Origin of the sequence: Tsukamurella sp. USMM236 (assembly GCF_037148755.1) — a bacterium.
Classification (GTDB): domain Bacteria; phylum Actinomycetota; class Actinomycetes; order Mycobacteriales; family Mycobacteriaceae; genus Tsukamurella.
The window spans coordinates 63828-84796 of sequence record NZ_JBBCSS010000009.1 but is presented as its reverse complement, the minus strand read 5'-3'; the positions used below and the strand labels follow the sequence as shown (position 1 = coordinate 84796).

Below are 20969 nucleotides of genomic sequence, written 5' to 3'. Positions count from 1 at the left end.
CTAGTCTTACCTTCCTATTCGATGGAGGGTGTCATGAGGCGGTTCAACTCGGCGTTCGTCGCCGCGGTAGCGGTGGTCGGGCTGGTCACGACGGCGTGCGGTGGATCGGGCTCCGACGGTGCCGCCCCCGCGGCGAGCACCGTCACGATCACGCAGGTCAACGGGGTCACCGAGTTCCCCGTCGGCCCGACCCGCATCGTCGCCACCGGCTACTCGATCGACAACATTTTGGCCCTCGGCATCAAGCCCGTCGCCGTGGTGGAGGGCGGGCTGCCGCTGCCCGCGCCCTGGCACGGCAAGCAGCTCGACGGCATCCCGATCATCAAGTCCCCGGACAAGAAGTCCATGCCGGTCGAGGAGATCGCGAAGTACCGCCCCGAGCTGTTCGCCGGCGACAACTACGTGGTCGACCAGCCCACCTTCGAGCGGCTGTCCGCCGTCACCAAGGTGCTGGGCGGCATCAGCGAGAACGGGACGAGCGCGGCCTGGGACGTCCAGCTCAAGGCCCTCGGTCAGATCCTGGGCAAGCAGGACGCCGTCACGAAGATCCTCGCGGACGACAAGGCCCGGTTCGCCGCCGTCCGCGAGCGGCATCCGGGACTGCGGGGAAAATCGGCGGTCCTCGCGCAGTACATCGCCGCGTCGAGCACGTTCAACTTCGTCTCCTCCGCCGCCGACCCGACGAACACCATGTTCGCCGAGCTGGGGATGACCCTCCCGAAGGCGATCAAGGACAACCCGCGCTTCGCCGTCGGTGCGGGCCAGCAGGGCGGCCGGACCCCGGTCTCCTTGGAGCTGCTCCCCCAGATCGCCTCGAACCTCATGGTGATCTACCCGAACGGCGCCACCGCGGCGGATCTGCAGCGCCTGCCCGGCTACGCGGGCCTGCCGCAGGTGACCTCGGGCGCCACCCAGGTAGTGGACCTGCAGACCGTGATCGCGCTGAACCAGCCCACCCCGCTGAGTCGCGAATGGATCCTGCCGCAGCTGGAGCCGCTCCTCGTCAACGCGGCGCAGCAGCAGGCGGTGGCATGATGCGGCGCCTCGCGGCGGCCGTCGCGGCGCTCGCCCTGCTCGCGGGCTGCGGATCGGGCACGACGGAGCCGGCGGCACCGTCGGCCTCGACGGTGTCGATCGCCCAGGCCAACGGCACCATCGACTATCCCGTGGGCGCGAAGCGGATCGTGGCGCAGGGCTATGCGATCGACAACGTGCTGGCCCTGGGCATCAAGCCGGTCGCGATCGTGCAGCTGACCCAGCCGCTACCCGCCGCGTGGCAGCGCGAGCTGCTCAAGGACGTGCCGGTGATCAAGGCGCCCGGCGCCACGAGCCTGCCGGCCGAGGAGATCGCCAAGTACCAGCCGGACTTGTTCGTCGGCGACCACCGGGTGGTCAAGGGCGAGAACTTCGCCGCGGTCAGCGGCGTGACCAAGGTCCTCGGCGGCATCGCCGCCACGGGCCCGGACTCCGGCTGGAACGCCCAGCTCCTCGCCCTCGGCCGGATCGTCGGCAAGGAGGACGAGGCGAAGCGGGTGATCGCGGCCGATCACGACCTGGTGACGGGATTCGCGAAGCGGTACCCGGGCCTACAGGGGAAGACGGGGTTCGTGGCGCAGTACGCGGCCGCGGCGTCCAGCTTCAACGTGATCGCGAGCCCGCAGGACCCGACGAACCTGTTCCTGGCGGAGCTGGGGCTCACGGTGCCGAAGGCGATCCGCGACGAGCCGCGGTTCGTCAACCCCGCGACCCGCGGCATGGTCTCGCTGGAGCTGCTCCCCCGCGTGGGCGCCAACGTCATGGCGATCTACCCCAACGGCGCGACGGGCGAGGACCTGCTGCGGCTGCCCGGCTACTCGGCGTTGCCGCAGGTGCAACGCGGCACCGCCGTGGTCGCGGACCTGGACCTCACCTACTCGGTCTACCAGCCCACGTCGCTGAGCCGGGCCTGGTTCCTGCAGACGATGGAGCCGACCCTCGCGAAGGTCGCGGAGCAGCCGCTCGTGGAGTGACGGGCGGATCCGCAGCGGCTCAGTCGAGACCGAAGTGGCTGGAGACCTCGGAGATCGTGTACTCGTTCCGGAGCTTGCAGGCGGAGTTCTGGTTCGCGAAGAAGCCGGGCTTCCAGAAGGCCTCGGCGCGGGGCACAGCCGTGAGCCATCGAACGGGGACGACCCATTCGCGCTGGTCCTGGTCGTCGTCGCGTTCCGGGAACACGTAGGTGCCCTGCAGTGCCAATGACGAGAGGGGCACCTCGGAGCCGTCGTGGTCGACGACGGCGTCCTCGAACGGCCGGGCGGGCGCGAGGACCTCACCGACGGCGACGTAGCCCGACTTGGGGATGTGGGTGAGGACGCGGGCGCCGACGGGCAGTTGCCGCATCGTGCGGGAGAACCACTCGCCGCCGCCCGCGGAGACGAACCCGTGCGTCCGCGCATCGTCCCAGCTGCGCCCGCCCGCCTCCTCGCCGAAGCTCACGTACCAGTCGTGGCCGTTCCACGCCGCCTGCTTCTTCGCCGCGGACGCCGCCCCGCTGCGGGTCGCGGTGACGCTCGCATCGTCGATGAGCCAGGTGCGGGCCAGGTACTCGCGGTCACCGTCGGCGAAGTAGTCGAGCAGGAGCACGTTGATCGGCACCTGGTAACCGCCCGACAGGTACGCCACCAGTCGTTCGGTCGCGTCGTCCATGTCGCTGGCGACGACGATCAGCTGGTGCCGGGTGTTCAGGTCGTCGGGCGCGCCGTCGCCGAAGACCTCGGCGAAGGCCTCGTCGAAGGAGGCCGCGCCGCCGGTACGCCGCTGGTAGTCGTCGAAGATCGCACGGACCTCGGGATTCTCCAGATCCTGGACCCACGAGGCGTAGTCGAGGACCTGCGCCACGACGTCCCGGGGTGTGCGGTCGCGCTTGAGTTCGATGACGACCACGTCGCCGTCGGTGTTGACGCCGAGCAGGTCGATGAACTTCCCGTACTTGGTGGGAACCTGGCGTCCGATCAGGAGGATCGGCTGGCCGAGCACGTCGGTCTGCGTCTCGATGATGTCCTCGAGGCGCGATTCGAGGGCCAGCTTCGCCGGCTGCACTCGCCGCGGCTCCCCGTCGATCCGCCACATCGCGATCTTCGTCCCCACTCGCCCCACCCCGATCGTCGGCTGCTTCTCGGGCAGCGTACGCGGCGCGACGGGGCGGCGGACCGATCAGGCCGACACGGTCTCCGGCTCCAGCTCGCGCCCGTACTTCGCGGCCAACCAGGCGCACATCATCAGCTGGACCTGGTGGAAGATCATCAGCGGCAGTACCAGCAGGCCGACGGGCTGTCCGGCGAACAGGACGGCCGCCATCGGCAGACCGGTGGCCATGGACTTCTTGGTGCCGCAGAACTGGATCGCGATCATGTCGGCGCGGTCGAAGCCGAGCTTCTCGGCGGTGTTCCGCGTGAGCCACAGCATCACCACGACGAGCACGACGGACAGCACGATCAGCTGCACCACGCCCACCCAGGAGACCTGGCTCCAGATGTGCTCGCGCATGCCGGCGGAGAAGGCGGAGTAGACCACGAGCACGATCGAGCCGCGGTCGACGTACTTCAGCGCGGCCGCGTGCTTCGCCACGAACTCCCCCACCCACGGCCGCAGCAACTGGCCGAGGATGAAGGGCAGCAGCAGCTGCAGGCACAGGTCGACGATCGAGCTGCTGTGGAACTGCACCTCGCCGGTGGTCGCCATCAGCGCGAGCACCAGCAGCGGCGTGATGAAGACGCCGAGCAGGTTGGAGACCGAGGCGCTCACGATCGCGCCCGGCACGTTCCCGCCCGCGATCGAGGTGAAGGCGATCGACGACTGCACCGTCGACGGCAGCAGCGTCAGGAACAGCACGCCCGCGTACAGCTCGGGCCGCAGGAGCACCTCCGGCGCGAACCGCAGCAGCACCCCGATGATCGGGAAGACCACGAAGGTGAAGCCCAGGATCACCACGTGCAGGCGCCAGTGCTTGAGGCCGGCCAGCGCCTCCATCGGGTGGATCCGCGCCCCGTACAGGAAGAACAGGACCGCGATCGCGACGGTGACGGCACCGTCGACCACGGGGACCGCGCGCCCCTCCGCCGGGAACAGGGCCGCGAGGCCGACGGCGGCGAAGATCGCGAGGATGAAGCCGTCGATCGAGAGCTTGCCGAGGAGGTTCCGCATCGGCTAGGCGGGCCGCGCCTCGTGGTCGCACATGCCCTTGAGGGCACACGCGCCGCAGCCGCCGGTCACGCCGCAATCCGCCGAGGGGTCGTCCGACGGTGCCTCGTCGTCGGCGCTGCAGCAGGTGGCCTCGGGCATCTGCAGGCGCGCCTGGATCGACGCGGCGCGCGCGCCCTGCAGCGCGCCGAAACCGGCGAGGAACAGGCCCGCGACCACGGCGACGACGATCGCGACGTACGACCAGGGCGCGTCCATCGCGAGGCCGATGAGGGCGCCGCCGCCGAAGATGACGCCCGCGGCCACGAGACCGGGCCCGGCGACGCGATTCGCGGTGCGCCAGAGCAGCGGGTCGGAGAGGGTCTGTTCGGTACGGACCCCCACGATGCCGTTCTCCGGGAGGCGGCCGGCGAGCCCGGCGCCGCCGACGACGACGGCCGCCACGGCGGCCAGGGCGAGGATCACAACCAGCACGAACACGATCTCTAGTTTAGAGACCCGTGCAAATCGCGTTCATGCAGGTGTTTGCGGGGCCGACCAGGACCGTCACTAAGCTGGTGGGGTGACGCAGAACGTTGAACAGACTCCCTCGGCCGGCCCCGCCCACCGGTACACGGCCGAGCTCGCGGGCGCCATCGAGCAGAGGTGGCGCGATCAGTGGCGCGACGGCGGCGTCTTCAACGCCCCGAACCCCGTCGGGCCGCTCGCGGTGGCCGACGGTGCGCTGCCCCCCGAGAAGCTGTTCATCCTCGACATGTTCCCGTACCCCTCCGGCGCGGGCCTGCACGTCGGCCACCCGCTGGGCTTCATCGCGACGGACGTCTTCGGGCGCTACCACCGGATGAACGGCGCCAACGTCCTGCACACGATGGGCTTCGACGCCTTCGGCCTGCCCGCCGAGCAGTACGCGGTGCAGACCGGCACGCACCCGCGCGTGACCACCGAGAAGAACATCGAGCGGTACCTGGAGCAGATCGGCTCGCTGGGCCTCGCCCACGACGAGCGCCGCCGCGTCTCCACCACGGACCCGGAGTTCTACCACTGGACGCAGTGGATCTTCCTGCAGATCTACAACGCCTGGTACGACGCCGCCCAGGACCGCGCGCGGCCGATCGCCGAGCTGGAGGCCGAGTTCGCCTCGGGCGCGCGGGCTCTGGACGACGGCCGGGAGTGGTCGGGCCTGACGGTGGCCGAGCGCGCCGCCGTGCTCGACGATCACCGCCTGGTCTACGAGAGCAACTCGCTGGTGAACTGGTGCCCCGGGCTGGGCACCGTGCTCGCCAACGAGGAGGTCACCGCCGACGGTCGCAGCGAACGCGGCAACTTCCCCGTGTACCGCAAGCAGCTGCGGCAGTGGATGATGCGGATCACCGCGTACTCGGACCGCCTGATCGACGACCTGGACGTGCTGGACTGGCCCGAGAAGGTCAAGTCCATGCAGCGCAACTGGATCGGCCGCAGCCGCGGCGCGCGTGTGGCCTTCACCGCCGCCGGCGAGCGGATCGAGGTCTTCACCACCCGCCCCGACACCCTGTTCGGCGCCACCTACATGGTGCTCTCCCCCGAGCACCCGCTGGTCGACGAGTTGACCGCCGATGCCTGGCCCGCCGGGGCGGACGAGCGGTGGACCGGCGGTGCCGGCTCCCCCGCCGAGGCCGTCGCCGCGTACCGCGCGTCGATCGCCGCCAAGTCCGACCTGGAGCGCCAGGAGGGCAAGGAGAAGACGGGCGTCTTCCTGGGCACCTTCGCGGTGAACCCGCTGAGCGGCACCGAGATCCCCGTCTTCATCGGCGACTACGTGCTCATGGGCTACGGCACCGGCGCCATCATGGCCGTCCCCGGCCACGACGTGCGCGACCACGAGTTCGCGACCGAGTTCGGCCTGCCCATCGTCGAGGTGGTGGGTAGCGAGGCCGGCGTCGCCGACGAGGCCTACATCGGCGAGGGACCCGCCGTGAACTCGGCGAACGCCGACCTGGACATCAACGGCCTCGGCGTCGCGGAGGCGAAGGCCGCCGTCATCGCGTACCTGGAGAAGACCGGCGCGGGCCGGGGCACCGTGCAGTACAAGCTGCGCGACTGGCTGTTCGCGCGCCAGCGGTACTGGGGCGAGCCCTTCCCCATCGTCTTCGACGCCGACGGTGCGCCGCACGCCCTGCCGGAATCCCAGCTGGCCGTGCTGCTTCCGGAGGTCGAGGACTACGCGCCCGTCGCCTTCGATCCGGAGGACTCGGACTCGCAGCCCTCTCCCCCGCTGGCGAAGGCCACCGACTGGCTGAACGTCGAGCTGGACCTCGGCGACGGCCTGCAGGACTACACCCGCGACGCGAACGTCATGCCGCAGTGGGCCGGTAGCTCCTGGTATCAGCTGCGCTACGTGGACCCCACGAACGCGGAGGCGTTCTGCGCCAAGGAGAACGAGGCCTACTGGATGGGCCCGCGGCCCGAGGTCAACGGCGCGGGCGATCCCGGCGGCGTGGACCTGTACGTCGGCGGCGTCGAGCACGCCGTGCTGCACCTGCTGTACGCGCGCTTCTGGCACAAGGTGCTCTTCGACCTGGGCTACGTCACCTCGCGTGAGCCGTACCGGAAGCTGTTCAACCAGGGCATGATCCAGGCCTTCGCCTACACCGATTCCCGCGGCGTCTACGTGCCGGCGGAGGACGTCGTGGAGCGCGACGGGAAGTTCTTCCTGGGCGAGCAGGAGGTGAACCGCGAGTACGGCAAGATGGGCAAGTCCCTGAAGAACTCCGTCGCTCCGGACGACATCGCCCGCGACTACGGCGCCGACACCCTGCGCGTCTACGAGATGTCCATGGGTCCGCTGGACCAGGACCGCGCCTGGGCGACCAAGGACGTCGTGGGCGCGCAGCGCTTCCTGCAGCGCGCCTGGCGCGCGGTGGTCGACGAGGAGACCGGCGTCGTTCGCGTCACCGACGAGACGCCGGCCGACGACTCGATGCGCGTGCTGCACAAGACGATCGCCGGTGTCCGCGAGGACTATTCGGAGATGCGCGACAACACCGCCATCGCCAAGCTGATCGAGCTGACCAACCACCTCACCAAGGCGTACCCCGGCGGCGCGCCGCGCTCGCTCGCCGAGCCGCTGACGCTGATGCTCGCGCCCGTCGCCCCGCACATCGCGGAGGAGCTGTGGAGCCGGCTGGGCCACGCCGAGTCGCTGGCGCACGGCCCCTTCCCCGTGGCCGAGGGTCAGTGGCTGGTACAGGACACCGTCGAGATCCCGGTGCAGGTCAAGGGTAAGGTCCGCTCGCGGATCACCGTGGGCGCCGACGCCTCCGACGAGGCCCTCGAGGCCGCCGCCCTGGCGGACCCGAGGATCGCCGAGCTGCTCGACGGCGCGCCGCGCAAGGTGATCGTCGTCTCCGGCAAGCTCGTCAACATCGTTCCGTAACAGAGGAGTCCGGGCATGAGTTCTCTCGCCGAGCAACTCATGGCCGGCCCTCGCGGTCGGCAGGTGTGCGTGGAGACGCCGTCCTTCACGGATCCTGCCCTTACCCGAGCACGATTCGAGCTGCGTCATCACCTGGACCCGGGGCCGACCGTCCGGCTCCGGATCGGCGACGGGGACGATGAGCCGATCGATGTGAGTGCGGAGATGATCGCGCTGAAAGAGGCTTTGGCGTCGGTCTGCGACGTCGAGGAGCATTTTGTGCACCTCGCACTCGAGACTGCGGTCGAGCAGGCCATGTACTGGCAGGAACCCGAAGGCGCGCAAATTCTGGCGGCGAGACCGGAGATCGCGCCCGAGATCAATGGAATCGCCGATCTCATCGCGAAGTCTCCGATCGCACAGTGGTGGACGGATCCGATGGCTGCGGATCAGTTCCAGGTGCGCAGGGAGGGCTGGCGCGAAGGAGCTCGGCTGCCAGCGGGATCCGTCCTCACGACGTGGGCCGAGGACACCAGATCCGAGGAGGCACGGGCGGCGGTGGAACGCCCGAGCGATCCGCGTGCGGCCTACAGCGCGATCTGGTGGTCCTGTCCGCCGCACCAGCTGATTCAGACGTGTTCGGCGCAGGCGTGCGTCCCCACCGGTCTGTACCTGGTGGAGGACGGGCTAGGCGAGACTCGGGCGACGGTGCACGGCGTCAGTGGCGCCGGCCGGGTACTCGAGATCGATTCCGCAGCGGTGTGGGCGGATCTCTGTCGTGAGTATCCGCTGGAGGTGACCGCCTCGAAGCGCCACGACTGGTACCGCACCACCGGCCTCGCGGACACCCGCTGGGTCATGCCGGACTGGGCGTCGGTGGCGCAGGTGTACGACGCGGCGCACCTGCAGGTCGGGGCGTATCTGGCGGCGAGCGGCACCGCGATCGAGGTGGAGCCGGGGGTGCACTCGGTGATCGCGGGGTGGGCGCCGGGCGACACCTTCTGGCTCACGGATGTCGTCGAAGTGGAACCTCGCGGCCGGATCTTCGTCAAGGATCGGGACGACGATCTGTGGCACGCGGAGGAGGAGAACCCGTGATCGGATCCGTGGCGGACCTCGCGACCGAGGAGCGGCGCAGTCTGCTCGAACTCGTGGAGGGCTTCACGGAAGCGCAGTGGAGTGCGCCCAGCCTGTGTCCGGGGTGGAGCGTCCGGGACGTGGTGCTGCACCACATCAGCTACGACCTGCTCGCAGGGCGGGAGACGCTGCAGCGCATGGTCACCGGCCGCGCGCATCCTGGCAGTTCTTCGAACGATGCACGCCTCGCGGAGCTCGCCGGGCTCACCACCGGCGACGTCGTGTCCGCCCTCCGCGCACACCAGCGGCCCACGGGACTGACCTCCGGCTTCGGGTGCCGTATCTCCTTGCTGGACGGCATGATCCACCAGCAGGACGTCCGCCGACCGCTGAACCTGCCGCGGACGATCCCCGGGGAGCGCATCCGGCCGGCGCTGAACTTCGCACTCTGGGCGCCGCCGGTGCGGGGCGCGCTCCGGGGCAGGGGAGTGCGCCTCGTCGCCGACGACCTCGACTGGTCCTTCGGCCGCGGGCCCGAGGTCCGCGGCACGGCCGAGGCGCTGCTGCTCGCTATGGGCGGCCGCACCGTCGTCCTGGAGGAGTTGACCGGGCCGGGCCTGGGTCGATTCACCCGAAACCTGGGAGCCCTCGGTACGCGCTGAGCCCGCCCCGTGCGGACGTGCCCCTGCACGGAGCCGACGGCCCCGATGTGCTGACCCGCCGTGCGCTCCGCCGGCGCGGCTGAACAGTCGCCGAATGTCACCTCGGGTCATGCCACGACAGCGAGCTGGCACGGCGGATCCTCGCGCCAATGGTTGTCGGCGTCGTGGTCGGAGAGCAGGTCCTCCAGCAGCGGAGGGCCATTCGGCCCGTCCAGCATCGCGGCGATGTCGTCGTGGATGGTGCCCACGAAGTCACGGTAGAGGGCGCGTTCGTCCTGCGCGCGCCACTCGTCGGCGTACTGCTGGTGCCGTTGGCGGTGGTGTTCCTGCGCCAGCCGGTAGAGCTCCTCCGCGTGGTGCGAGTGGTTCACGCGGTACTCGCCGGTGGGATCGCCGGTGCGGCGCCACCCGGTGCGGCCGGCGTACTCGTCGCCCTCGGGCAGCGTGACGGTCTCGAATCCGCGGCGCACCTCGTCGTCACTGGGGACCACCTTGCCGTGGTGGGCATCGCAGGCCAGGGTCAGCACCGTGACGTCGGTGGCGCCCCCGTCGCGCCACTCGGTCTTGTGGTGCACCTGGCAGCGGGTGGCCGGCGCATCGCACCGTGGTGCGCTGCAGCCCTTCTCGGATCCGTAGAGGGCGATGCGCTGGTCCGCGGACGCCAGGCGCTTCTCGCGGCCGAGGTACAGCGGGCGCGACGCGACATCCAGCAGCAGAACGTACTTGGGGTTGGCGCCCATCATCCGAAGCGCGTCCTCGACGGGTAGCCGACCACCGGTGGCGGTGGTGGCGATGCCGGTCTCGGACTCGAGCTGATCGATCCCCAGGGTGATGATCGGGACGCACGGCATCCCGCGGTGCTGCCCGAGCGCACCCGAGCCGATCACGATCCGGAGTGCCGCGACGAACGCGTCGTGGTTGCGTTGCACGGCGCTTCGTCGATCCCGCTTCGCCGCTTCGGCGACGGCCTCTGCATCGTCGATGTCGACGGGGTGCTCCGCGTCCGCCGGGTTGTTCACGCCGGGGCGGGCGAGCTTCTCCAGCATCGTGTCCATCAGCGCGCGGGCCTCCGGTGAGAGCACCCCGCCGAGCGCTGACATGAGGTCGTCGCCTTGCTTGCCGACGGTCAACTCGCGCTTGCGGGCGACGTCCTCCGCGGAGGGTTCGGCACCGTCGGGGTCGAGGAGCTCGTACGCACGCCGGCCGAGGAGTACGACGTCCTCCGGCGTGCACCCGCCGACGGCGGCGGTGACCAGCATGTCCTCCAGATCGTGCAGGTCGGGATGGGAGAGCTTGGGGGAGCAGGTGTCGAAGGCCTTCTCGATCGCCAGGGCGTGCCGTTCGGACAGCGTGCCCGCGCGCTGGGCGGCGGCGACGAGGGGCAGGCGCGGCTCGGGAGCGTGCCCGCGTTCCTGCCGCGGCGCGCGCGAACGGGCGCCGCGGATCCGGTCCCGTGCCTCGACGCCCGCCAGGCGCAGCTGATCGACCAGGAGTTCCTTGGCGCCCGTGTAGCCGAGCTGGGCCGGCAGGTCCTGCTCGATGGCCACCTCGGTGAGCCAGTGCTGGCTGCTGGGGACCGTGCGCGCGGCGCGCTCGAGGCGCCGGAGGCTGCCGAGGACCTCCTGCGAGGACAGCATGACGGGGTTCATCGCGGCCAAGCGGTCGGCGGCCTGTTCGAAGGAGGCGAGCGCATCGAGATAGTCAGCCGCAGTGCCGGAATCGATCATGAGCCGCCTCCCTTCGCTACTGCAATTCTACGCTCGTGTGCGAGAGAGGGCAATAGTCTCGAACATGTTTCCGGCGGGGCAGCGATGCCTTAGCCTGGAGTCCTCGGATGAGGGGAGCGCCGGATGCGCCTGATCGACGATGCGGAGCGCCGCGCTCGCATGGCCCGCCGCCACGCCCTCGCGCCGCAGCATCGCACCGATTCCGTGCTGGACGCGGTGCGCGCCGTCGGCGTCCTGCACGCCACGGAGCCGGCGACGCCGTACCTGTCGGTGCACGCGCGGATGCACGACTTCGCCCGTGACGAGTACGAGCGCGAACTCTGGGAGGAGCGCTCGCTCGTCAAGCAGCTCGCCATGCGCCGCACCATGTTCGTCTTCCCGCGCGATCTGTACGGCCCCGCGCTGAGCGGCCCGTCGGACCGCGTCGCGGCCCAGGAGCACGCGAAGATCGCCAAGGACGCGGTCCGCGGCGGCATCGCCGACGACGGCGAGGCCTGGCTCGCACAGGCGCGCGCCGCGGTCCTCGACGCCCTCCGCGGCTGCGAGCTCAGCGCCGTGCGGCTTCGCGAGCAGGTGCCCGAGCTCGACGGCAAGGTGATGATGTCGGAGGGCAAGAAGTACGGCGGCGAGATGCACTTGGCGCCCAGGGTTCTCACCTGGCTCGGCGCGGCGGGGGCGCTGGTGCGTGGGCACAACGAGAGCCACTGGCGGGTGAACCGGAACCAGTGGTCCCGCGCCGACGAGTGGCTCGGCGGGCCGGCCGAGCGCATCGATCCGGCGGAGGCCTACGCGATTCTGGTACGCGAGTACCTGCGTGCCTTCGGCCCGGTCACGGAGACGGACGTGGTGTGGTGGTTCGGCGCCACCAAGACGGCGATCCGCGCCGCGCTCGCCGAGATCGGCGCGGTCCACGTGCGATTGGAGCGCGACGGCACCGGCTGGGTGCTGCCGGAGGACGTGGATCCCGTGGCGCCGGTGGAGCCGTGGGCCGCGCTCCTGCCCGCACTGGATCCCACGCCGATGGGCTGGAAGGAGCGCGCCTTCTATCTCGATCCCGGGTTCGCCGCCGCGATCTACGACAGCGCCGGCAACGCGGGCACAACGGCGTGGTGGGAAGGCCGCGTCGTCGGGGCCTACGTCCAGGACGACGAGGGCGCCGTCGGGCTGGTCCTCGCGCCCGGCACGCCCCGCGCGGCGCGGAAGGCCCTCGACGCGGAGGCCGCTCGGCTGCAGGACTGGCTGGCGGGGGAGCGGGTGAACTCGCTCTACAAGTCCCCGATCACGCTGCCCGCGTACCGGTCCTGATCAGCAGGCGACGCCTGATCAGCGCACGACGGCGATCGCCAGGCCGTCCCAGCCCTTGATCCCGACGGTCTGCAGCGCGGTGGCGTCCAGCCGCGGGTCGGAGCCGAGGCGCTCGAGGGCGCCGCGGATGCCGTCGGCGTCCGGCCCCTCGTCCTGCAGGCGACGCACCACGTTGTCGAGAACGATGACGGTGCCCGGAACACTCAGCCGCAGAGCCCAATCCAGGTAGGCGCGGTTGTTGGCCTTGTCGGCGTCGATGAAGACGAGATCGAACGGGCCCTCGAGGAAGGGCAGGGTGTCGAGCGCGGCACCGACCTTGATGTCGACGCGGTCGCCCAGCCCGGTCTCGTCGAGGCTGGCCCGCGCGACCGCGGCGTGCTCGGGCGAGAACTCCAGGGTGACGACCGACCCCGACGGCACGACGGCCCGGGCCAGCCAGGCGGTGCTGTAGCCGCCGAGGGTGCCGATCTCGAGGATCCGGTCGGCGCGCGCGATGGACGCGAGCAGGTAGAGGAACTTGCCCTGCGTCGCGGAGACGGCGATGTCCGGCAGGCCGCCCGCGGCCTGCGCGGCGCGGATCGGTTCGAACGCGGCCGCGTCGACGGCGACCGTCCGCTCGAGGTAGTCGTCCGTCTCGGCCCAGGACTCGCTGCTCACCGTCCCGACCCTACGCCCATCGGCGAACCCCGGCCACGGGGATCAGCGGGGCCGGAGCACGATCTCCGTGGGGTGCGCGTCGCCGGGGGTCGCGATCGCCTGAACGACGGCGCGGGCGACGCTCTCCGGGCGGAGCAGGCCCTCGGTCGCGTACTCGCGCCCCTCGGCGGCGAAGATGCCCTGCTGCATCTCCGTGTCGATCCGCCCGGGGAAGACGCTGGTCACGCGCAGCGCGGGCTCCTCCGCGCGGAGCGCCTCGGCGAAGGAGGTGAGTCCGAACTTGCTGGCCGCGTAGGCCGACCAGCCGGGGTTGGCGCGCTTGCCGGCGCCCGAGTTGATCAGCACGACGTGGCCGCCGGCGGCGCGGAGGGCCGGCAGCAGGGCGCGGGTGAGCTCGACGACCGCGAGCAGGTTGACCTCGAACATCTCCCGCCAGTCGGCGGCGGACGTGTCCTCGATCCGCCCGATGCGGCCGACGCCGGCGTTGTGCACGAGCACGTCGAGCCGGTCGATCGGTGCGACGAGTTCCCGGACCGCGGAATGATCGGTGAGGTCGGCCGGAAACGCTGCGGCATCGTCGAACTCGGCGACGAGGCCGTCCAGCGCGGGGGAGGGGCGGCCGCCGAGCAGGAGCCGGTGCGTGCCGCCGAGCCCGCGCGCGATGTGCGCGCCGAGCCCGCGGGAGGCGCCGGTGACGAGGGCGAGGGGGCGGGCGTCGTCGGTCATGCGGTCACGCTACCGAAGGCCCCGGGTACGGGAGAACCCCGGTCGAATCCTGGGGATCCGCCGGGGTTCTCGGGTCTGGGACGAGCGCTCAGAACTCCGCGTCGCCGACGAGGGCGGCCTCGGCCGGGACCTCGTGGGAGTCGGCGTCCTTGCCGCGCACCTGGGTCAGGACCACGGCGGCCACGACGCAGGCGATCGCGCCGATGTAGAACGGGGCGGCGGGGCTGCCGAACCAGTTCGCGAAGTGCGCCACGAAGGTCGCGGCGAGGGCGCCGCCGGCCCAGCGCAGGAAGTTGTAGCCGGCGCTGGCGACGGGGCGGGGCGCGTCGGCGATCGACATCGCGGTGCCCGTGAACAGGGTGTTCAGCACGCCCGACGGGATGCCGGACAGCACGACGACGGTGACGACCACCGCGACGTTCTCGTGGCCGATGGCGGCGACCACCAGCAGCACGCCGTAGACCAGCACGGCCACGATGGAGCCGGTGCGCTCGCCGAGGGCGGCGGCGACCTTCGGCGCGAGCCACACGCCGCTCACGGCGACCAGCAGGCCCCAGCCGACGAACACGGCGCCGACGAAGTACGCGCTCTGGTGCAGCACGAACGGCGACCAGGCGAGGATGGTGAAGAAGGCGGCGGTGTAGAACGCGGAGCCGAGTCCGGTGAGGAACAGGCCGCGCTGGCGCAGCGCCTTGAGCGGGGCCAGCGGCGAGACGGTGCCCTCACGCTGCCGCTTCTCCTTCGCCTCGGCCGCATCGGGCTTCAGCATCGTCGCGCACAGCACGGCGCCGATCAGCATGAGGACGGCGGTGCCGGCGAACGGTCCGCGCCAGGAGACGCCGCCGAGGACGGCGCCGAGCAGCGGCCCGACGGCCAGGCCCACGCCGAGCGCGGCCTCGTAGAGCAGGATCGCGCCCTGCTGGCCGCCGGTGGCGGCGGCGACGATCACGGCCAGGGCGGTCGCGATGAACAGCGCGTTGCCGAGGCCCCAGATGGCGCGCCACGCGACGAGGGCGCCGATCGAATTCGCCAGGGCGCAGGCCCCGGCGGCGATCACGATGAGCAGCAGGCCCGCGATGACGGTGCGCTTCGCGCCGAACATCGAGGTGAACCAGCCGATGAACAGCATGGCGACCACCTGGACGCCGAGGTAGGACGAGAACAGCAGGGTGGTCTGGCTGGGCGTCGCGTGCAGGGAGTCGGCGATGGACACCAGGATCGGATCGACGAGGCCGATGCCCATGAAGGCGATCACCGCGGCGAAGGCCGTGACCCACACCGCCTTGGGCTGATGGGACAGGGTGTCGCGCAGGCTGGGGTGCGCGTGCTCTGTCTGGGTGTGTTCGGCGGTGGTCGTCATCGCAGCTCCTCTCGGGTTACTACGAAATTCTAACTATTACCCTGTGTTAAGGACAAGTCGGTGTGATCGATTCCTCAGTCGCCGTCGCGGTAGCGGTCGATGAGCTTGTTGAGCGCGGGCACCGCCAGGTCCAGGTTCCGGCGGTCCTCGTCCGTCAGCTCGTGCAGATGCTCGGCGAGGACCGCGTTGCGCGCCGCGATGAGCTCGGAGGTGAGCTGCTCGCCGTGCTCGGAGAGCTGCACCACGACCGCGCGCCCGTCGTCCGGGTCGGGGGTGCGCTGCGCCAGCCCCAGGCGCTCGAGCCCGTCGACGGCGCTCGTCGCGGAGGGCAGCCGGATCCGCAGGAACCGCGCCAGCTCACCCATCCGCACGGGGCCGAGCCGCAGCAGGCTCTGCAGCGCGGACTGCTGCGCCGGGGTGAGATCCGGTCCCGGCGTGTTGCGCCGCATGAGGAAGTGGAGCTGCAGCAAGGGGGATCGCAGTCGCGCGGCGAGGTCGTCCACCTCGGCGTCGGAGGGCGGGGTCGACGGTGCGCCGGGCGCATCGGACACGGAATTCATGCCCCGATACTAGGCACAAATCCGACGGTGCCGGGCCGCCCGTGGGCGAGCCCGGCACCGTCGGACCGGAGGAGCGAGGGGTTACGACCCGATGTTCCCCGACTTCTTCCACACCGCGACCACCGACGGACGGGGCTGGCTGGAGCCGCCGTCGGGCCAGTGCGAGGTGGGCTTGTCGGCGGTGGCGTCGTCCGTCTCGCCCGGGTGCTGCACGGCGACGAGCACGCGGTTGTCGCGCACGACGGGGCCGCAGGTCTCGGCGCCGAAGGGCACCGTGAGGAACTGCTTGGTCAGGCCACGGTCCTTGCCCTCCAGGACGACACCGAACAGGCCGTCGTTGCTGTCGAAGGTGGCGTTGGTGCCGTCCGTCGAGATCCACAGGTTGCCGTGGGAGTCGAAGGTGACGTTGTCGGGGCAGCTGATCCGCGAGACCTTGGTCTTGTCGAAGCCGCCGTAGTAGGTGTCGGCGGCGGCGGGGTCACCGCACACCAGCAGCAGGTCCCAGGAGAACTCGGTGCCTGTGTGGTTGTCGGTGATCTCGAGCAGCTGGCCGCTCTTGTTCTTCACGCGCGGGTTCGGCGTGTCGATACCGGCCTTGCCCTCGGTGCCGCGGTCGCTGTTGTTGGTCAGCGCGCAGTAGATCTTGCCGGTCTTGGGGTTCGGCTCGATGTCCTCGGGGCGGTCCATCTTGGTGGCGCCCACCTTGTCGCCCGCGACGCGGGTCCACAGCGCCACGTTCTCGGCCGGCATCCCGTCGACGTGCGACTCGGCGCTCCCGTCGGCCTTGGTGGTGAGCAGCGGGATCCACTTGCCGGTGCCCTTGTAGCCGCCCTCGGGGACCTTGCCGTTCTCCACCTGCCGGCCCTCGAACTTGGCGACGTACAGCGTGCCCTCGTCGAGGATCCGCATGTTCGACTCCATGGCCGCGGCGCCCTTGCCCGGCTGGATCTTCCGCGAGCTGACGAACTTGTAGATGTACTCGAACTTCGAGTCGTCGCCGCAGTAGGTGACGACCTCGCCGGTGGGCGTGACGTAGATGTTGCCGCCCTCGCGCTTCATCCGGCCCACGGCCGAGTGCTTGATCGGCGTCGACTTCGGGTCGTGCGGGTTGACCTCCACGAGGTAGCCGAAGCGGTTGATCTCGTTGGGCTCCTTGGACAGATCGAACCGGTCCTCGTACTTCATCCAGTGGTGGGCGTCCTCGTCCTTGCCCACGCCGTAGCGCTTCCAGCCCTCCTTGAGGCCGTCCAGCGGCGGCTTGTCGGTGCCGGAGAAGTAGTTGGTGTAGTTCTCCTCGCCGGAGATCATGGTGCCCCACGGCGTGATGCCGCCCGAGCAGTTCGCGATGGTGCCCAGCACGCGGGTGCCAGTGGGGTCCGCGGCGGTGCGGGTGAAGAAGGTGCCCGCGGCGGGGCCGCGCAGCTCGAACTCCGTCGACGCGGTGATGCGCCGGTTGTACTCGCCCAGAACGGGAGTCAGCTTGCCCGAGCCGGGCTCGCCCTTGACCTCGACCACGGTGATGCCGTGCGCGGCCATCTCGACCCGCACCTGGTTCTCGGTGGGATCGCCCTCCTTGTAGCCCTTGAACATCGCGGTGCCGGTCGTGTACTCCTGGTTGCACACCATGAGGAAGGTGTCCGGCTTGCCGTCCACGGCGATGAGATCCGTGAAGTCGTTGTTGAAGCCGAACTGCTGCGCCTGCGCCTCGGGGGTCTGGTTGTCGAAGTCGAACTGCGGCGCGCCCGGGACCACCGGATCGCCCCAGCGGATGACGACGGCCTGCTCATAGCCCTCGGGCACCGTCACGGCGTCGGCCTTGTTCGGGGTGATGGCGTTGAAGTTCAGGCCGGGGGCGTTCACGTTCTCCGACGGTGCGCCGTTCCCCGCGGCCGCGCTGGAAGAGGCACCCGCGCCGGTGGAACCGTTGTCGCCGCACGCCGCGAGGACGGTGACCGCGCCCGCGCCCAGCGCCGCCACGCCCGCGCCGCGCAGCACGGTGCGCCGGGTGATGTCGCCGAAGTACTCGTTGTCCGACTGGTTGTCGTGCTCGCGGAAGCACTGGTTGCCGCACTTGTACTTGCAGGTCGTGTGCGAGCGGGCCGACTTACCGTCGTGATCGGTGAGCAGGCGCAGGTTGGGCAGGCGCATGGGGTCTCCCTGGGGCTGAGGGCTGAGCGGGATCTGTCTGGCTGAATCCCGGTCAATGTGTCAGGGCGACGTGAGCGTCAGGGAAAGTCGCGGTAACGGAAGCCCAAAGTACATTTAGGTACCCATAGGAAATAGCCCGAGCGAGTCGGCGCCGAACCCTCGGCGGTCAGTGGCCGCCGGCGGTGAGGTGGCGGTCCGCGAAGGCGTCCAGGGCGGCCTCGGTGCCCTCGTAGGGCTCGCCGTCGCGGGGCCAGTGCAGGATCACGTCGGTGAAGCCGAGCTCCGCGGCGCGGCCCACGGCGTCGTCGGCGGCGCCGGGTGAGCTCAGGGAGTACGTGCCGCCGGAGTCGATCGACAGGTAGCGGTCGACGGTGCCCCGGTCGCGCCCCGCCGCGTCCAGCGCATCGTCGAGCCGCTTCGACAGCCCGGCGACGCGGGACCACCAGGCGTCGCCGCCGTCACCGTCGGGCCCGGTGGTGACCCAGCCCTGCCCCTGCTCGGCCACGAGGCGCAGCCCCTTCGGGCCGTTCGCCGCGAGCACGAAGGGCATGCGCGGCGCCTGCGCGGGTTCCCCGACCATGCGCGCATCGACGGCGCGGTACAGCGGACCGTCGAAGGAGACGGGGCCCTCCTGCTCGAACCGGAGCAGCACGTCGAGGTCCCGGGTGAACTCGACGAAGCGGTCGTGCCGCTCGCGCGGGGTGAGCTCGGGCTGTCCGAGGACGAAGGCGTCGAATCCGGTGCCGCCGGAGCCGATCCCCAGCAGCAGGCGGCCGCCGGCGATCTCGTCGACGCCGGCCAGGTCCTTCGCGAACGGGACGGGGTGGCGGAAGTTGGGGGAGGTGACGAAGGTGCCCAGCCGGATCCGCTCCGTCGCGGTCGCCGCCGCGGTGAGCAGCGGGACCGTCGCGCCCCAGGGCTGATCGGCGAGCGTGCGCCACGACAGGTGGTCGTAGGTCCACGCGTGATCGAAGCCCAGCGCCTCCGCCTTGCGCCAGCGCCGACGCGCCTCGGGCCACGGGTACTGGGGCAGGATCACCACTCCGAATCGCACGCTTCCACCCTACGACTCGTGACCGTTACACACGACCTCGCGCGTTCGAGTCGTGCGATCGCGTGCAGGGACCTAGTGTTTTCACGTTCGGCCGAACCGGCCACGTCCTTGAGAAGGGATACATCCATGTCCACACCGGTACCCGCCGCGCCGAAATCCGGCGTCCGCGAGTTCACGACCCGCGCCGTCATCCTCGGCGGCATCATCACGCTCGTCTTCACCGCGGCCAACGCCTACCTGGGCCTGAAGGTCGGCCTGACCTTCGCCACGTCGATCCCGGCGGCCGTGATCTCGATGGCGCTGCTGCGCTACTTCGCGAACCACTCCATCGTCGAGAACAACATCGTCCAGACGATCGCCTCGGCCGCGGGCACCCTCTCGGCCATCGTCTTCATCCTCCCCGGCCTCGTGATGATCGGGTGGTGGGCGAACTTCCCGTACTGGACCACCACGCTGGTCTGCCTGATCGGCGGCGTCCTGGGCGTCATGTACTCGATCCCGCTGCGGAGGGCCCTGGTCACGGGCTCGGACCTGCCCTTCCCCGAGGGCGTCGCGGCGGCCGAGGTGCTCAAGGTCGGCGACACCGCGGAGGGCGCGAACGAGAACAAGCGCGGTCTGATGGTCATCGTCGTCGGCTCGCTGGCGGCCGCGGGCTACGCGCTGCTGGCCAAGATGAAGATCGTCGCCGAGGGTCTGTCGACCACGCTGCGGATCGGCAACGGCGGCACCCTGTTCGTGCCGGGCCTGTCCTTCGCGCTCATCGGCGTCGGCCACCTGGTCGGCGTGACCGTCGGCTTCGCGATGATCGTCGGCCTCGTCATCTCCTACTTCGTGCTGCTGCCGATGTGGACCGCGGGCGATCTCCCGGACACGGGCAGCATCACCAAGGTCATCTCGACCGCGTTCAGCACCGAGGTCCGCCTCATCGGCGCCGGCGCGATCGCCATCGCCGCCGTGTGGACCCTGATCAAGATCCTCGGCCCGGTGCTGCGCGGCATCGCCGATTCGATCGCGTCCTCCCGCAAGCGCCGCGAGGGCGAGCTCGTCGACATCACCGAGCGCGACATGCCCTTCCCGTACGTGGCGGGCATCGTGATCGCCTCCCTCGTGCCGATCGGTGTGCTGCTGTGGACCTTCACCAGCGGCACCGCGCTCGAGGGCCAGGCCGGCGGCATCATCACCCTGAGCATCGTCTACATCCTGGTCCTCGGCCTCGTGGTCGCGTCCGTGTGCGGCTACATGGCCGGCCTCATCGGCGCGTCCAACAGCCCCGTCTCCGGCGTCGGCATCCTCGTCGTGCTGTCCGCGGCGTTGCTGATCCGCGCGGTCTGGGGCCCGTCGGAGGGCGACACCGCGAACGCGTTGGTCGCGTACACGCTGTTCACCGCGGCGATCATCTTCAGCATCGCCACCATCTCCAACGACAACCTGCAGGACCTCAAGACGGGTCAGCTCGTCGGCGCGACGCCGTGGAAGCAGCAGGTGGCGCTCGTGATCGGCGTGGCCTTCGGCTCCGCGATCATCCCGCCGGTGCTCGACCTGCTGCAGGAGGGCTTCGGCTTCGTCGGTGCACCGGGCGCGGGCGAGAGCGCCCTCGCGGCGCCGCAGGCCTCGCTGCTGTCGAGCCTGTCGAAGGGCGTCTTCGGCGGCGATCTCGACTGGGGCCTCATCGGCCTCGGCGCGATCATCGGCGCCGTCGTCATCCTCATCGACGAGGTGCTGTCCCGGACCTCGAAGTTCCGCCTGCCGCCGCTGGCCGTGGGCATGGGCATGTACCTGCCGATGAGCGTGACGCTGATGATCCCCGTCGGCGCCCTGCTGGGCTACTTCTACAACCGCTGGGCGGACGGCTCCGCGACCGGTGAGGCCGCCGAGGGGCGCAAGCGCCTGGGCACGCTGCTGGCGACCGGCCTCATCGTGGGCGAGTCGCTGTTCGGCGTGATCTACGCGGGCATCGTCGTCGCCACCGACAAGGACGAGCCGCTGGCGCTGCCGTTCATCGGCGAGGGCTGGCTGCACTGGGGCGAGGCGCTGGGCGTCGTGCTGTTCGCGGCGATCTGCGTCGCGCTGTACGCCCGCACCAAGAAGGTCGCCGCGGAACCCGTGTAGTCCTAGCGGTT

Annotated in this window: 17 protein-coding genes; 7 read left to right on the top strand and 10 right to left on the bottom strand. The window is 70.5% G+C overall.

Features of this window, described 5'->3' with window-relative positions; genetic code table 11:
* The first annotated feature begins 33 nt into the window (after positions 1–33).
* A complete protein-coding gene (locus WFK95_RS22550) occupies positions 34–1035 on the top strand; it encodes an ABC transporter substrate-binding protein (protein WP_336672060.1) in 1002 nt (333 codons plus the stop codon).
* Positions 1032–2009, top strand: coding sequence for an ABC transporter substrate-binding protein (locus tag WFK95_RS22545; RefSeq protein ID WP_336672059.1), 978 nt, complete (start codon positions 1032–1034; stop codon positions 2007–2009). Before WFK95_RS22550 ends, WFK95_RS22545 begins: the two co-directional genes overlap by 4 nt.
* 19 nt (positions 2010–2028) lie before the next feature.
* Here WFK95_RS22545 and WFK95_RS22540 read toward each other — a convergent pair whose 3' ends face one another.
* The 3 genes from WFK95_RS22540 to WFK95_RS22530 form a co-directional block, all read right to left on the bottom strand.
* The gene (locus WFK95_RS22540; RefSeq protein WP_336672058.1) at positions 2029–3126 is read right to left on the bottom strand and encodes an endonuclease NucS domain-containing protein; all 1098 of its coding nucleotides are present in this window, start codon (positions 3124–3126) and stop codon (positions 2029–2031) included.
* Between the two features lie 66 nt (positions 3127–3192).
* Complete coding sequence (locus tag WFK95_RS22535) at positions 3193–4182, bottom strand: bile acid:sodium symporter family protein (protein WP_336672056.1); 990 nt, start codon at positions 4180–4182, stop codon at positions 3193–3195.
* Between the two features lie 3 nt (positions 4183–4185).
* Complete coding sequence (locus WFK95_RS22530) at positions 4186–4659, bottom strand: SdpI family protein (RefSeq protein ID WP_336672054.1); 474 nt, start codon at positions 4657–4659, stop codon at positions 4186–4188.
* A gap of 82 nt (positions 4660–4741) precedes the next feature.
* Here WFK95_RS22530 and leuS point away from each other — a divergent pair, with 82 nt between their 5' ends.
* Genes leuS through WFK95_RS22515 form a run of 3 tightly spaced genes read left to right on the top strand, consistent with a single transcriptional unit; the run spans position 4742 to position 9312 of the window.
* Entirely contained in the window at positions 4742–7594 is a 2853-nt protein-coding gene (leuS, locus tag WFK95_RS22525; protein ID WP_336672052.1) for a leucine--tRNA ligase, read from the top strand.
* Between the two features lie 15 nt (positions 7595–7609).
* Complete coding sequence (locus tag WFK95_RS22520) at positions 7610–8671, top strand: hypothetical protein (RefSeq protein ID WP_224644737.1); 1062 nt, start codon at positions 7610–7612, stop codon at positions 8669–8671.
* Positions 8668–9312, top strand: a complete 645-nt coding sequence (locus WFK95_RS22515; protein WP_443081587.1) for a maleylpyruvate isomerase family mycothiol-dependent enzyme — start codon at positions 8668–8670, stop codon at positions 9310–9312. Before WFK95_RS22520 ends, WFK95_RS22515 begins: the two co-directional genes overlap by 4 nt.
* A 107-nt stretch (positions 9313–9419) precedes the next feature.
* Here WFK95_RS22515 and WFK95_RS22510 read toward each other — a convergent pair whose 3' ends face one another.
* Entirely contained in the window at positions 9420–11039 is a 1620-nt protein-coding gene (locus tag WFK95_RS22510) for an HNH endonuclease signature motif containing protein (RefSeq protein WP_224644735.1), read from the bottom strand.
* Positions 11040–11162: 123 nt separating this feature from the next.
* On the opposite strand from WFK95_RS22510, the gene WFK95_RS22505 reads away from it, so the two are divergent.
* Positions 11163–12344 (top strand): winged helix DNA-binding domain-containing protein, encoded by a 1182-nt coding sequence (locus WFK95_RS22505; RefSeq protein WP_224644734.1) that lies wholly within the window; start codon positions 11163–11165, stop codon positions 12342–12344.
* Positions 12345–12362: 18 nt separating this feature from the next.
* On the opposite strand, the gene WFK95_RS22500 is transcribed toward WFK95_RS22505, so the two are convergent.
* The 6 genes from WFK95_RS22500 to WFK95_RS22475 all read right to left on the bottom strand — a co-directional run bounded on the left by WFK95_RS22500 (position 12363) and on the right by WFK95_RS22475 (position 18849).
* Entirely contained in the window at positions 12363–13001 is a 639-nt protein-coding gene (locus tag WFK95_RS22500; protein ID WP_224644733.1) for an O-methyltransferase, read from the bottom strand.
* 42 nt (positions 13002–13043) lie between these two features.
* Positions 13044–13727 (bottom strand): SDR family oxidoreductase, encoded by a 684-nt coding sequence (locus WFK95_RS22495; RefSeq protein ID WP_224644732.1) that lies wholly within the window; start codon positions 13725–13727, stop codon positions 13044–13046.
* 88 nt (positions 13728–13815) lie between these two features.
* The gene (locus tag WFK95_RS22490; RefSeq protein ID WP_336672050.1) at positions 13816–15087 is read right to left on the bottom strand and encodes an MFS transporter; all 1272 of its coding nucleotides are present in this window, start codon (positions 15085–15087) and stop codon (positions 13816–13818) included.
* A gap of 74 nt (positions 15088–15161) precedes the next feature.
* Complete coding sequence (locus WFK95_RS22485) at positions 15162–15647, bottom strand: MarR family winged helix-turn-helix transcriptional regulator (protein ID WP_224644730.1); 486 nt, start codon at positions 15645–15647, stop codon at positions 15162–15164.
* 81 nt (positions 15648–15728) lie between these two features.
* The gene (locus WFK95_RS22480; RefSeq protein ID WP_336672049.1) at positions 15729–17795 is read right to left on the bottom strand and encodes a PhoX family protein; all 2067 of its coding nucleotides are present in this window, start codon (positions 17793–17795) and stop codon (positions 15729–15731) included.
* Positions 17796–17961: 166 nt separating this feature from the next.
* Positions 17962–18849: an LLM class flavin-dependent oxidoreductase gene (locus WFK95_RS22475; RefSeq protein ID WP_336672048.1), complete on the bottom strand. Its 888-nt coding sequence runs from the start codon at positions 18847–18849 to the stop codon at positions 17962–17964.
* 126 nt (positions 18850–18975) lie between these two features.
* On the opposite strand from WFK95_RS22475, the gene WFK95_RS22470 reads away from it, so the two are divergent.
* A complete protein-coding gene (locus WFK95_RS22470; protein ID WP_224644727.1) occupies positions 18976–20958 on the top strand; it encodes an OPT family oligopeptide transporter in 1983 nt (660 codons plus the stop codon).
* The last annotated feature ends 11 nt before the right edge of the window (positions 20959–20969 follow it).